Genomic DNA, 14,392 nt, shown 5'->3' with positions numbered 1-14,392 from the left:
TATTCAAGAGATGACCACCTGAATGGCTGCTACGCAAACCACATCGCAAAGCGATGACGAAATTGATTTGGGCGAACTGCTCGGTACGTTGATCGATCACAAATGGGTGCTCATCCTGGTCACCGGCCTGTTCTTCGCGATCAGCGTGGTATATGCCGTGCTGGCTACGCCAATCTACGAGGCCGACGCGATCGTGCAGGTGGAGCAGAAGGTGCCCGACCTGCCGGGCCTCAGCGCGATCACTCAAACGCTGGGCGCGTCGAGTTCGGAAGCCACCACCGAGATTGCGCTGATCACCTCGCGCACGGTGATCGGCGCGGCAGTCGGTGATCTGGGCTTGAGCGTCGAAATCAACCCGCGACGTTTCCCGTTGATCGGCAATTTCATCGCACGCCATTATTCGCCGGATGAACCCGGTGCCGTGGCCCCGCCCATGCTCGGCATGAGCCGTTATGACTGGGGCGGCTCGACCCTGAATATTTTCCAGCTGGATGTCCCGACCAGCCTGCTGGAGAAGTCGCTGACTCTGATTGCCGGCAAGAGCGGTGCCTACACCTTGCTTGACGATGATGGCAACACCCTGCTCAGCGGCCGGGCAGGTCAATCCGCCAGCGGTCACCGCGTGACCATCCAGGTCAAGGCGCTGGTCGCCAACCCCGGCGCGCGTTTCGAAGTCATCCGCCATCGCGATCTGGCCGTGATCAGCCAGCTGCAGTTGGACGTCAACGCCACCGAGCAGGGCAAGGACTCCGGCATCATTGCGCTGAGTTACGACAACGCCGATCCGGTGCTGGCTACCCAACTGCTTGACCAGATCAGCGGGCTTTACGTGCGGCAGAACGTGGAGCGCAATTCCGCCGAAGCGGCGAACAGCCTGAAGTTCGTCAGGGAACAACTGCCCATCGTCCGGCGTGATCTGGAAAAGGCCACGGGGGCCTTGAACGCCTACCAGACCAAGGCACATTCCGTCGACATCACCATGCAGACCAAGGGACTGCTGGAGCAGGAGGTTGCGGTCGAGACCAGCATCCAGCAACTGCGCATGCAGCAGGCCGACATTGAGCGCCGCTATACGCCACAGCATCCGGCCTACAAAGCCTTGATGGAGCAGATCGGCCAGTTGCAGTCGCAAAAGGACTCCATGGAGAAACAGGTCGGCAACCTGCCCGATACCCAGCAGGAATTGCTTCGACTGACCCGTGACGTGCAGGTGGGCGACGAGACCTACACCGCGCTGCTCAATCAGGCACAGCAGCTGGATATTGCCCGCGCCGGCACCGTCGGCAATGTGCGCATCATCGACAAGGCGGCGGTGGACGTCACCCAGCCGGTGAAACCAAGAAAGGCCATCGTCGTGCTGGGCGGTACTTTCCTTGGCGGCTTCCTTGCCGTCGCCTTCATCTTCCTGCGCAAGATGCTCAATCGCGGTGTGGAAGATCCGGCTGCCATCGAGGAGTTGGGTCTGCCGGTGTACGCGTCGGTACCGCTGAGCCTGCATCAGGGGAGCGTCGAGAGCGTGCGCGAGCTGCGCAGGCAGCAAGTGCCGGTCGCCCATGATCGCCGCCAACACTCTGGCACGCCCATTCGACTGCTTGCCTTGAACGATCCCGCTGACCTGGCTGTCGAGGCCATACGCAGCCTGCGCACCAGCCTTCATTTCGCCATGCTGGAGGCAAAAAACAACATCCTGATGATTTCCGGCGCCAGCCCGAACGCGGGCAAGACCTTCGTGTCCACCAATCTCGCGGCGGTGGTGGCCCAGGCCGGTCAGCGGGTATTGCTGCTGGATGCCGACCTGCGCAGGGGCACCTTGCACCGGGTCATGGGCAGCTCGGCGGCACCAGGGCTATCGGAACTCCTGGTCGGCAAGGCATCTCTTGAAGAGGCCCTGCACCACAAATCGCTGGAGAATCTGAGCTTCATCGGCCGTGGGCATGCGCCACCGAACCCGTCCGAGCTGCTGATGCATGCCAATTTCACGGCCTTGCTGAAGACGTTGATGCCGCTATACGACCTGATCATCATCGACACCCCGCCGATCCTGGCGGTCACCGATGCGGCCATCATCGGCCATCACGCCGGCACTAGTCTGATGGTGGTGCGTTTCGGCCTCAATCAGGCGCGCGAAATCGCGCTGGCCAAGCAGCGCTTCGAACAGAATGGCGTGGAGATCAAGGGGGCCATATTCAATGCTGTCGAGCGGCGCAGCGCCGGTTATTACTCCTACGGTTATTACGACTATCGGGAAGCGACATCCTGATTACGGAGGGTGACGTTTTTTGTCTTTGTGGCATGAAAAGTGCGAGACTTGGCACAGTCACAGGATTGATTTTGTGCTTAAAGCGGACGTCGGGGGGCTTGCCGACGCCGATTGGAACCTGTTGATGACGCTCTCCATGCGGGTTGGTCAGGGCTTGGGGGTGAATGGCGCGATGGTTGCTAGGGACTTTGAGATGCGTTGCCAAAACGCGAATCGAATATCAAGGACGAGTGATGCTTTTGCTGACTCCGGGCGGTTCACGAGCCCACAGTTCAGGGACAACGTTTTTCTCCAAATACGCCGCGCTACTGCACATGCTCATCCGCATGGGCGATGTGGTTGTCGTTGTGTTGGCTGCAGTCGTGTGCAATTGGGCTCGCTTCGCCACGCTGACTATGGAACGGCCCTACCCTGGGATCGTGCTGCGCGCGGTGTTGCTCGTGTTGTTGATTTTTCCGTGGTTTGGCCTTTACCGCAGTTGGCGTGGCGAAGGAGTCGGCAGGGAAATCGCTAGACTGGCGCTGGCATTGGCCACGGTGATGGTGGTACTGCTGATATCTCTATGGGCCGTCAAGGGCTCCGACGAGTATTCGCGGCTCTGGCTTGGCGGCTGGTTTGCAGCGGCCCTCATCCTGCTGAGTGTGCATCGCTGGGTGGGGCGCTTCCTGCTGGGCTGTATCCGTCGACTTGGCATGGACAGTCGCAAGGTGGTGCTGGTGGGGGCCACTCAAGCCGGCCAAAAAATCATCGCGGCTGCCTGCAACAGTCCGTGGATGGGCCTCGATATCGTCGGTTACGTACAGACGCCGTACGATCAGTCGGCCATCGAAGGCATCCCGTTGCTGGGCAGTCTCGACACCTTCATCGAAAACCTGCAGCAACACGCACCGGATCAAATATGGGTAGCCTTGCCGATGCGTGCCGAGGCCGAGATCAAGCGCCTGTTGGAAGCTACCAGTGACCTGCCCAGCACCATCCGGCTGGTGCCGGATATGTTTGGCTACGAACTACTCAACCATCAGGTAACAGAGTTGGGTGGCGTGTCGGTGATTACGCTGCGTGGAAGTCGAGTCACGGGGCATGCACGAATTTTCAAGGCCATCGAAGATCGTGCGCTCGCCGCGGTCATCCTGTTGCTGATCAGTCCGATCATGTTGTTGCTGGCAGTGGGAGTGAAATTCAGTAGCCCTGGGCCAGTGTTTTATAGGCAAAGGCGCGTCGGTCTGGATGGCAAGGAATTCGAGATGCTCAAGTTCCGCTCCATGCCAGTGAACGCGGAGCATAAGGGTGTGATCTGGGGTAATGCCAAGGACAAGAACGTCACTCGCTTTGGTAGATTCATTCGTGCCAGCAGCCTTGATGAACTACCGCAATTTCTGAATGTGCTGAAAGGCGAGCTTTCCATCGTCGGTCCGCGTCCCGAGCGGCCCGTGTTCGTCGAGCAATTCAAGAGCGAAATTCCTGGCTATATGCACAAGCATCTGGTGAAAGCGGGCATCACCGGATGGGCACAGATACACGGCTTGCGCGGAGATACTGATCTGACCAAGCGCATCGAGCTCGATCTGCATTACATCAACCACTGGTCGATCTGGTTCGACCTCAAGATCATCCTGCGCACGCCGTTCGTTTTGCTCAAGCGCACCAACGCCTATTGAGCGGTACAGAACGCGCCCTGCAATGGCACACATGCTCGACGCGCGACGTGCGCGGTGGTCGGGATCGTCTGGCAACGAACCGCTGGATCACCAAGAACATTTTTCAGGTACCAAATATTGAACGTCACGATTTTCGGCACCGGCTACGTGGGATTGGTTTCAGGCGCCTGTCTGGCTGAAGTGGGTCATCATGTTGCTTGCGTCGATGTCGATGTGACGAAGGTGGATGGGCTCAATCACGGTGTGATTCCGATTTACGAGCCGGGTCTGGAGTCCATGGTCAAGAGCAACCATGCCGAGGGTCGGCTGGCATTCACCACCGATGCCGTCACCGCGATCGCGCATGGCGAGGTGATCTTCATCGCCGTGGGCACGCCGCCGGATGAGGATGGCAGTGCGGATCTGCAATACGTACTGGCAGTGGCCAGGACTATCGGCCGTCACCTCGACAAACCGGTCGTGTTGGTCAACAAGTCCACTGTGCCCGTGGGTACTGCCGACAAGGTGCGAACGGCGATCGCCGTCGAGTTGAACGCACGAGGCGTCGACGTTCCATTCGAGGTGGTCTCCAATCCCGAGTTCCTCAAGGAAGGCGATGCGATCAACGATTGTATGCGCCCTCATCGCATCGTGATCGGATCAAGCGACAGCGAAGCTGTGGACAAACTGCGCCACCTGTACGCCCCGTTCAACCGCAATCACGACCGCATGGTGGTGATGGATGTCCGTTCGGCCGAGCTGACCAAGTACGCCGCCAACGCGATGCTCGCCACCAAGATCAGCTTCATGAACGAGATCGCGAATATCGCCGAGCGGGTGGGCGCCGACGTGGAGATGGTGCGTCAGGGTATGGGTTCGGATCCGCGCATCGGCTGGCACTTCATCTATCCAGGTGCTGGCTATGGCGGTTCGTGCTTCCCCAAGGACGTGCAGGCGCTGGCGCGTACGGCGCAGCAGGCTGGTTACGAGGCGCAGTTGTTGAACGCCGTCGAGGCCGTCAACGAAACCCAGAAAGGCCATCTGTTCGAGTTGATCGCACGCCACTACCACGGGGAGCTGGCCGGCAAGACGTTTGCTGTGTGGGGCCTGGCCTTCAAGCCGAATACGGATGACATGCGGGCTGCTTCCAGTCGTTGCCTGCTGGCGCAGCTGTGGGAATCCGATGCGAATGTGCGCGCCTATGACCCCGAAGCCAGCCTTGAAGCACAGCGTATTTTCGGCGAGCGCAACGACCTGGTGCTGTGCGATTCCGCGATAGCGGCGCTACAAGGCGCTGATGCGCTGGTCGTGCTCACCGAATGGAAACAGTTCCGCAGTCCCGATTTTACACAGGTCGGCCGGATGCTAGGGGGACGGGTCATCTTCGATGGTCGCAACCTCTATCAACCCGAAGAAGTTGAGGCTGCCAATATCGCTTATTACGGCATTGGTCGCGGGCGTAGCTGCGTCGGCTCGTCATCGCTTGCCGAGCGACAAGAGTCGCTCGCGTAATGAGTATGCGCGCGCGTATTCCCGCAAAGGTCGCGAGGGGCGTGATCTTTACCTTGCGACCACTTCGGACGATCGCGACATGACGATGACGAAGTCTCGCCTGCGGGAGAACATCGTCTCGCTCTTCGTGCTTCAGGGGGCCAACTATGTGCTCCCGTTGGTCGTCGTGCCGTATCTCGTGCGTGTGCTGGGGCCGGCGAATTTCGGGCGCCTGGCGTTCGCACAGGCTTTCATCCAGTACTTCATTGTGCTTACCGAGTATGGCTTCAACCTGAGCGCGACCCGCACGGCAGTTCAGCTACGGGATGACCCCGAGAAGCTGTCGCGGCTGTTCAGCGCCGTCATGGGGGTCAAGCTGGTTTTGATGTGTGCTGGATTCGTCGTCATGCTCCTGGCGGTCGCGTTCGTGCCGAGTTTTCAACATGATTATGCGTTGTTTGCTTCTGTCTACCTCGGGGTGCTTGGCAGCGTACTGTTTCCTGTCTGGCTCTTTCAGGGGCTCGAGCGCATGCGGCAAATTTCGTTCCTGACGATCACGGCCCGACTCCTGGTGATGGCTGCGGTATTTGTCTTTGTACGTAAGCAGAGCGACTTCCGGGTTGCAGCGGCGCTGCAGGCAAGTGGCTTCCTGCTTGCAGGCATCTTTTCGCTGTTCGTCATTCCGCGCATCGTCAAACTCAAGCTGTGCTTGCCATCCTTGCGCGAAATGCGCCAGGTGATGTCCGACGGCTGGCATGTGTTCGTGGCGACCATCGGCGGCAGCCTCTACAACAGCAGTAACGTGGTTTTCCTTGGTTTGCTGGTCTCGCCGGTAATCGTTGGCTATTACGCCGCCGCCGAGAAGTTGATCAAGGCGCTGCAGAGTGCGATTGCGCCAATCTCCCAGGCGGTGTACCCGCATGTGGCGGCACTGCTGAAGCGATCACGTGGCGAAGCACTGCATTTCCTGAGCCGACTGCTCAAGCTGCAGGGAGCTGGCACGCTGGCCATTTCTCTGGTCTTGTTTGCGTGTGCGCATCCGATTGCATTGCTGCTGTTTGGTCCACGCTATGAACCCAGTGGGGACTTGATCAGGATCATGTCCGTGATCCCGTTCATCATCGGGCTCAACAATATCCTTGGTGCGCAGGTGCTGGTGCAATTCAGCCTGGGCCGGTTGCTGTCCTACAGCACCATGTTGCCAGCGCTGCTCCATGTCTCGTTGCTGTATCCGGTGGTGAAGCTTACGGGTGTGACCGGTGTTGCGTTGCTCGCCGTGTTTACCGAAGCCTTTGTCTTGTTCATTCGTATCGGCGGCCTGGCCAGATGGCATCGCGACATCGTTCACGGTTTGCTGGGCCGCATTGGCGGCAAGGGTGTCACCCCATGATCGCCATTCGCAGAAGATTCATTGCATGACACCCGCATCCATCTTTGCCGTTACCGTTACCTACGGCCAGCGTCGCAGCCTGCTCGAGCAGATGTTGGTTGCGACGCTGGCAGAGGGTATCCGGGATATCGTCATCGTCGACAATGGCGCGGGCTGGGACGTGGGCGAGTTGGTGTCGCAGTATCCGGATGCCAGCCTGCACTTGGTTTCCATGGGGTCGAATCAGGGCTCGGCCGCAGGCTTTGCTGGCGGCATTGGCGCAGCCATGCAGGCCGGTGCCGAGATGATCTGGCTGCTGGATGATGACAACAGGCCGCTTACGGGCGCACTCCACGCACTACTTGAAGTCTATGCCGTGCTGCTCGCTCACGGTGGCACCAAGCAAGACACGGCAGTGCTCGCGTTTCGCCCGGAGCACCAGGCCGATGTGGCCATGGGCGTGCCCCAGGCGCGGATCAATCCGCGTCGCTCCAGTTTTCTGGGCTTTCATGTGCTGGATATCCCCTACAAGCTGTGGCGACGCACGCCCTGGGGCAAGCCACAAGCGCGTCATGGTCTGCCGGCGATGGTCAAGCTGGACATCGCACCCTACAGTGGCCTGCTGTTGCATCGGGAGGCGGTCGAGGCCATTGGCCTGCCGCGTACCGATTTTGTGCTGTATGCCGACGACAGCGAGTGGTCGTTTCGCATCACGCGACGTGGTGGTCGCATCGTGCTGGTCACGACTGCCCACATCGAGGATCTGGAGTCGTCGTGGAACATCAAACGGCGCTTTGGCACATCCTTTTCCGGTCTTTTGTGCGGCCCGGGTGATTCCCGTGCGTTCTACAGCACGCGCAATGCCGCCTTTCTTTGCACGCATTGCCAGCCGAGTAACTGGCCCTTGCGCGCGATCAATCGCACTACTTATTTGGCGCTGCTCTGGTTTCTGGCGTGGGCGAAGGGGCGGCACGGCCGATACCGCTTGCTTAACCAGGCAGTGAGTGATGGCGTGGCCGGCCGCCTTGGCCTCCACTCGGAGTACCCGCTTTGAAGATCCTGTTTCTGAATACCCTCGATGATCCAGCAGATGGTGGCGGAGCCGAGGTCACCATGTGGACCTTGATGCGCGCGCTGACCGAAGCGGGCCACCAATGCATCCTGCTTGCTACGTCCAAAGGCCATGGACTTCAATGTTCAGAGCGTGACGGCGTACGCGTCTGGCGTGCCGGAATTCGGAATATCTATTGGCCGGGAAAACGAAATCGGGCACCGGCGGCGGCGCGATTGCTGTGGCACGCGATCGATAGCTATAACCCGCTGATGCAGGGTTACCTGGAACAGATACTGGAAACCGAAAAGCCGGACGTGGTGTCCATCCACAACCTGCCGGGGTGGTCCTCGGCGGCCTGGGGCACAGTGCGCCGTGCTGGCATTCCCAGTGTGCAGGTACTGCACGACCAATATGCACTCTGCCCCAAGAGCGCCATGTTCAACGATGGGTGCAATTGCCAGCGCCAGTGCATGAGTTGCCGTCTGCTGAGGCTGCCGCATCGGGCGTTGAGTAATGGCGCCTCGGCCGTGGTGGGGGTGAGCCGCTTCATCCTCGATAGGCATCTTGACTACGGTTGCTTCGCCCAAGTAGCCCATCAGCGCGTGATCCACAATGCACGCCAGCCGAGTCCACTGGGGCTGGATGCGCCAAACGTGCCACATGCTGGGTTGCGGATCGGATTCATCGGCCGGTTGGATCCGACCAAGGGTGTAGAGGCCTTGCTGCAGGCGTTCCGCGAATATGAGCGGCCTGATGCCGAGCTGTGGATTGCCGGCACCGGCAAATCGGTTTACCAAGCATCCCTGCCGGCGATGGTGCAAGACCCGCGTGTACGATTCCTTGGGCACGTGTCCCCGCGCGAGTTCTACCCTCAAGTGGATTTTGTAGTGGTGCCTTCCCTGTGGAACGATACTTTTCCGGGTGTGGTGTTCGAGTCGCTGGCTTTTGGCAAGCCGGTGATCGGCTCACGCCGCGGTGGCATCCCGGAGATGATCCGTGACGGCGCGAATGGGTTGCTGTTCGATCCGGACCGGCCACAGGAGCTCGTGGCGGCGTTGTGGCAGCTAAGTGATGACTCCCTACGCGAACGCATGGGTCGTGACGCCCGAGAATCTGCCGCGTCGTTCCTCGATGTTAATGCGTGGGTAGACCTATACGTCGGTCTGTATCGCGAACTAGTGCGGTCAGTCAGCCCGCTGCCTGAAACCACATGAGCGCATACCGGTTCCCATGGGTGACGGCCACCACGTCCGGTACTGACACACCCACATTGGGGTGGAACGCGACGGAATTTGATCTGCTCGGATGAAGACACTCAACTATCTTTCGCCACGTTCCCTGCTGGTGTATGCCGGCGCGCTGCTGTTTGCCTTTACATTGGTGCCACCAGGAATCTACGTTCGATATATGGACGAGCCGAACATGATGTTCGGCAACATCGTCCTGTACCTATTCTTATTCTGCTGTCTGACCGTCCTACGGCTCGGTGTTTATCTTGCCAGTCGAGCGCCAGCGGTCAGGGTGCCCCTCCTTCCTAGCATGCTAAAGGTGGGGCCGTTTTCTTATCTACTTGCGCCGGTGGGTGTTGCCCTGGGGCTACTGGCGGCAACCATCGCGTTGGTACTTCACAACAGTCCGGGCATCTTGGCGCTGGCTCTGTCGGGACAGGGTGCGGAAGTGAAGAGTGCCATGACAGAAGCGAGCAACGGGGCATTCAACGGATCGCTGCCATTGGCCATGGGGGTGTCATGGTGGGCGCTGGCCAAGTATCTGGATTCGCGTGCATACATATCCCGGATGCAACGCGTACTGGTATCGGTTCTCGTCGCTCTGCTGGTGCTTGCGCTCATTCTTGCGGCAGCCCTGATGATGTCGCGCTTCGTGCTGATGCCAACTTTGTGCGGGCTCTTCGTCATTTACGTCAGGCACAAAATCGTTAACGACGGCATAAGGGTCGGATGGTTCATCTTGCGCACGGTGATCGCGCTGGCTTTGGCATTAATCCTATTTGGGCTATTTTCGGTCTTGCGAACGGGCAGTGACGGGCATGCGATGGCACAAAGCTTCATTGGCTATGGGCCTGCATCATTGAACCATTTGGCGGCCTTGCTGGAGGGCAGGCTCGATACAAAAGGGCTTGACCAATATCTGCGTCAGGAGAATTTTGGCTTCTTCTACAAGTTTCCCTTCATGACGAGTCTGCTGGGAAATGCGGATACATTTGCCGAGGGGTTTCAATCCATGTTCAATCGTACATGGGGATCTGGATTGAATGGCGCATACATCTGGTTCACCTCATTTGGTGAGATTGCAGCCCAGCTGAATGTGCTATCGATCGTTTATCTTTTGGTCTATGGATATTTCGTGGGCCGGGCTTGGCGCGGCTTTGTAAAGGCCACCACGTTCGGAATGATTACATATCCTTGGGCGGCATTTGGGCTGCTATCGAGTTTCGGATACAACATTATCGCCAAAAGCTTCCTCTCGGTACTGTTGTTGCTTGCGCTGCTCCTGTGGGCCTATTCGGGGCTGGTGCGTGTGAAGCAGAAGTATCGCGCAATGTAAAGGAAAGACGTGCGGACGGTTTCTCCTGGGTGGGCGCGTACATGCCGGTGAAGCTGAGTGGATATGCCATTTCAAGGATCCGTGTGGGCATGGATCGCAAATCGGCTTTGGTTTTGTCTTTCCGAGTGAAGAGTCGTTATTTTTGGCAGGGATTGATGGTGCATGCACATTTTGATGATTAGTGTCCGGGCAGACCATGGTGGCGGACCCAGGCACATGGAGCTACTCCTGCGTGCCTTGCCCGAGACAGTCGACGCGTTTGTGGCTTGCCCCACTGAGCCACCGTACGGTGAGCGTTTCCATGTGTTGACACAAGGACGAGTCTTTTCATTGCCACACCGACGTTTTAGTCTTGTATCGGCTGTGAAATTGGTGGCCTATGCAAGAAAGCAGCGCGTTGATTTGATCCATACCCACGGTAAAGGCGCAGGGCTTTACGGCAGGATCGTGGCCGCGCTGACGAGGAAGCCGTGTCTGCATACACCGCACGGAATACACGTTGCCCAGTACGGGATCTTTGCCAAGTGGGCATATCGCCTTTATGAAAATGCTTCGGCTCGATGGGTCGATCGGTTGGTATTCGTTTCCGCTGAGGAGCAGAATTCCGCGCAAAATGAAGGCCTGTGGCTGCGCACTGCGTCGAGCGTGATCGTCAACGGCGTGGATGTCGTCACGGACGAAAGCCGAGACCTCATGCGACATGCTATGCGTGTTTCCCACGGGGTCAATGACGCAGCGTTGATAGTTGTAACTCTCAGTCGCTTTGATTTCCAGAAAAACATGCAGGAAGCCTACGAAGTTGCGAAAGCATTTCCTGAGGCCATGTTTTGGTGGGTGGGTGAGGGCGGCGAGAGTGATGAACTGAAGCTGCGGGCCAAGGCTGAAGGGGTTGGCAATTTGCGGTTCCTTGGCGTGTTGGACGATCCGACGGCTGTCCTTGCTGCATCCGATATCTACTTCACTACGTCGCGGTGGGAGGGTTTGCCGCTTGCGGTGCTCGAGGCGATGTCGATGGGGTTGCCCGTGGTGGCCAGCGATGTAACCGGACATAGGGAGCTTGTGGGTAAGTCGGGTGGGGGCGAGCTCTATCCGCTTGGGGTTGCCTCGAAAGCGGTCGACGCGTTGCGGCGTCTTACCATGGATAACACGTTGCGACGGGAGATGGGCGAGCGAGGTCGAAACGTCCAGCGAAAAGGCTACTCCACGAGGCAGATGACTGACTCGGTGGTATCGCTCTATCGCCGGCTTGCTCGAAATGTTGGTGGCCAATGATGCGTATTGCCATCGTCCATGACTGGCTGACGACCTACGCCGGTGCTGAGCGCGTGCTGGAGCAGCTGCTGTCGATGTATCCACAGGCCGATTTGTTCGCCGTCTGCGACTTCGTGCCCGAAGGCGATCGTCATTTCCTGCAAGGTCGAACGCCCACCACGAGCTTCATCCAGAAACTTCCGGGTGCACGCAAGCGCTATCGCAACTACCTGCCGCTAATGCCGCTGGCGATGGAGCAGCTCGATGTTTCTGGCTACGACATCGTGATTTCCAGTTCGCACGCCGTCGCGAAGGGTGTGCTTACCGGTCCAGATCAACTGCATGTGAGCTACGTCCACACGCCGATCCGCTACGCCTGGGATCTGCAGCATCAGTACCTGCGGGAGTCGGGGCTGAATCACGGCTTGAAGGGTTGGTTGGCTCGGGTCCTGCTGCATCGCATCCGCGTGTGGGACTCGCGCACGGCCAGTGGCGTGGATGCCTTCGTGGCGAACTCGCAGTTCATCGGGCGACGTATCTGGAAGGTATATCGACGTGAATCGGACGTGGTCTATCCGCCGGTGGACGTGGAAGTATTCACGATAGGCGAAAGCAAGGAAGACTTTTATCTGACGGCATCCCGATTGGTGCCTTATAAGCGGGTCGATTTGATCGTCGAGGCTTTTGCGAAGATGCCAGAACGCCGACTGGTGGTAATTGGCGATGGTCCAGAGCGAGCGAAGGTCGAGCGGCTTGCGGCTGGCCACCCCAATATCGAATTGCTGGGCTACCAGTCGTCTGAGGTATTGGTCGACCACATGCGGCGGGCCAAGGCCTTTGTCTTCGCTGCCGAGGAGGACTTCGGCATCACTCCCGTCGAGGCCCAGGCCTGCGGAACCCCTGTCATTGCCTACGGACGGGGTGGATCGCTGGAGACTGTGCGTGGTCTTGCCGTCGATAAACCAACAGGGGTGTTTTTTGATTCCCAGTCTGTCGCGGCAATGATTCACGCGGTGGAACAGTTCGGGCAATCGGTATCCGCGTTCAAGGCTGTGCATTGTAGAGAGAACGCATTGCGCTTCTCAGCGAAGCGTTTCCAGACACAGTTTGCCGAGCTTGTTGTTCGTGAATGGACGGCCTTTGAGAGGCGGCGCAATCCCGGATGACGGATGACTTGCATGCCTCGGCATTGTGAACGAGAGCGTGGCCAATGGATGAGCAAGTACGCACCCGCGCAAGTCGTTAGCGACACTGAATACTGCGCCGAGATTTCCTATATCCGTTTTCGTCGATTAAATAAGGGCATCCTTAGTCATCTTTGCGCTTGCAATGCGGGCTTTGCCAGGCTCCATGGCCTCTCGGTGTCGACACGCGGGGCATACGTCGACAAGGGAGTCAGTGTGCAATTTCTATCGCGGTCCGAACGATGTCTCTCTGGTGATTTAGAACTTTGCCGGAAGTAGTTCGCCAGCGTACGTAGTAAAGGTAGGGAGTGTCGCCTGAGACGTCGTAGAAGCGGGATTCGCTTGTAAGATCGATTATGGAGTAGAAGCTGTCGGGATCCGGATCACCTTGACCTGGTCGCCACCAGTTGTCAGCGACACTCGTTCTCAATGTAACTGGTGTACTCCAATGAATGAGGTCGGCTGAGACCATGGCGACAATGACCCGTTTGTTGCTTCGGGCGATTGCAATGAATTTCCTGATCTTGGTGTTGTAGCTAATGGTCGCGACGTAGTAGCTATTATCGATGACCGGTAGGCAGGTGCCTGTGTGTTCCTTGTCATCGCTGTAAGGACTGCCCATCCTTGTCTTGAACGAGTCGCCGTCCCACGCCAACCACGGTTGTGTGAACGGGTTGGGGGTTCTAAACAAGCAGGTCCCACCTGTCTGAGGAGAAAATGGCATTGCCCTTGCCATGAAGTAGTAATAGCCATCGGCTGGGTTGCTTACCACGTTGGAAGAGTCGCGAATGCCGATGGAGTCAATGCTGGTGCTGAAGGTTGTCGGGACTGACGCTGCGGTGTGTAGTTCGCCTGAGAGCGGTGAGAACGTGTTGCCGCCGTCATGGGATGCAAAGCTGACCATGTTTACACTGAGGCAAATTGGAGCCCAATAAGGTTGGCCAGGCTTAAGACGAGCGGCGCATTCTGATAGGTATGCGGGGCCATGAAATTCGTCATGTACCAGCGCGTATACATCCTTACCGTTAGTCGTGACTAGGCCTGTGATCCAGTCTTGGTCAGCAAAGTGAGACGGATTGAAGTCCTGTTTCGAGGGCAGTATGGAGCGGCAGTCCTTTCGAGAAAAAGCCCTTCCGTCGTTCGAGTAAAAGGGAATGTTGTTGTGATGAGCTGCAATCAGTTCAATTTCGCCGTTCTCACGCTTGATCATGCGTGGCGGGGCGTCTGGAACATCCAGTGCAAGAGCTCCATTGGTGGGTGACTCTCTGCGCGAGCACGTGAATGCTTCTGCGGGAATGACAACCTCATCAGGCCCGACAAGGCGAATTTTTGGCGGAGGAGGGACGTCGTTCGATAAGCATGGCAATGTTGATCCAAGAAAAATCAGCATTCCAAGAATCGATCGCGCAGCGCAAATCGAATATGCTAATTGCAGATTCCTAAAGTTGCTCAAGTTTTTTTCCAATGTTTTGGGTCGTGCAGAAAGCGATTCAATAGAAGGTCTAACGAGATGAGGGCATTGAACGTCATTGTAGACAACAGATGGACTGGTGGTGGTATCGGTCGGCTCTATCGGGAGGT

At 57.9% G+C, this 14,392-nt stretch carries 10 protein-coding genes; 9 read left to right on the top strand and 1 reads right to left on the bottom strand.

All coding sequences use genetic code 11. From position 1 onward, the window contains the following. Positions 1–22: 22 nt before the first annotated feature. From HDE77_RS04310 to HDE77_RS04270, 9 genes are all read left to right on the top strand, one after another. A complete protein-coding gene (locus HDE77_RS04310; RefSeq protein WP_184415921.1) occupies positions 23–2,260 on the top strand; it encodes a polysaccharide biosynthesis tyrosine autokinase in 2,238 nt (745 codons plus the stop codon). A gap of 233 nt (positions 2,261–2,493) precedes the next feature. Next, on the top strand, positions 2,494–3,918 hold the full coding sequence (locus HDE77_RS04305) for an undecaprenyl-phosphate glucose phosphotransferase (protein WP_184415920.1): 1,425 nt from the start codon (positions 2,494–2,496) through the stop codon (positions 3,916–3,918). A 117-nt stretch (positions 3,919–4,035) separates the two neighbouring features. Beyond that, positions 4,036–5,409, top strand: a complete 1,374-nt coding sequence (locus HDE77_RS04300) for a UDP-glucose/GDP-mannose dehydrogenase family protein (protein ID WP_184415919.1) — start codon at positions 4,036–4,038, stop codon at positions 5,407–5,409. Positions 5,410–5,488: 79 nt separating this feature from the next. Further along, on the top strand, positions 5,489–6,778 hold the full coding sequence (locus tag HDE77_RS04295) for a flippase (protein ID WP_184415918.1): 1,290 nt from the start codon (positions 5,489–5,491) through the stop codon (positions 6,776–6,778). A 25-nt stretch (positions 6,779–6,803) separates the two neighbouring features. Then, positions 6,804–7,811 (top strand): glycosyltransferase, encoded by a 1,008-nt coding sequence (locus HDE77_RS04290; RefSeq protein WP_184415917.1) that lies wholly within the window; start codon positions 6,804–6,806, stop codon positions 7,809–7,811. After that, on the top strand, positions 7,808–9,025 hold the full coding sequence (locus HDE77_RS04285) for a glycosyltransferase family 4 protein (RefSeq protein ID WP_184415916.1): 1,218 nt from the start codon (positions 7,808–7,810) through the stop codon (positions 9,023–9,025). The genes HDE77_RS04290 and HDE77_RS04285 overlap by 4 nt, the downstream gene beginning before the upstream one ends. Before the next feature lie 91 nt (positions 9,026–9,116). Next, the gene (locus tag HDE77_RS04280; protein ID WP_184415915.1) at positions 9,117–10,376 is read left to right on the top strand and encodes a hypothetical protein; all 1,260 of its coding nucleotides are present in this window, start codon (positions 9,117–9,119) and stop codon (positions 10,374–10,376) included. Positions 10,377–10,538: 162 nt separating this feature from the next. Continuing rightward, positions 10,539–11,648 carry a glycosyltransferase gene (locus tag HDE77_RS04275; protein WP_184415914.1) on the top strand — a complete coding sequence of 370 codons (1,110 nt, stop codon included), beginning with the start codon at positions 10,539–10,541 and terminating at the stop codon, positions 11,646–11,648. 53 nt (positions 11,649–11,701) lie between these two features. Continuing rightward, on the top strand, positions 11,702–12,793 hold the full coding sequence (locus HDE77_RS04270; protein WP_221444103.1) for a glycosyltransferase family 4 protein: 1,092 nt from the start codon (positions 11,702–11,704) through the stop codon (positions 12,791–12,793). 229 nt (positions 12,794–13,022) lie between these two features. On the opposite strand, the gene HDE77_RS04265 is transcribed toward HDE77_RS04270, so the two are convergent. Next, complete coding sequence (locus HDE77_RS04265) at positions 13,023–14,201, bottom strand: hypothetical protein (protein ID WP_184415912.1); 1,179 nt, start codon at positions 14,199–14,201, stop codon at positions 13,023–13,025. Positions 14,202–14,392 lie beyond the last annotated feature (191 nt).

Origin of the sequence: Rhodanobacter sp. MP7CTX1 (genome assembly GCF_014205795.1) — a bacterium.
GTDB lineage: Bacteria > Pseudomonadota > Gammaproteobacteria > Xanthomonadales > Rhodanobacteraceae > Rhodanobacter.
Note: the sequence above shows the minus strand (reverse complement) of the source record. Positions and strands in the feature narration are given on the sequence as shown.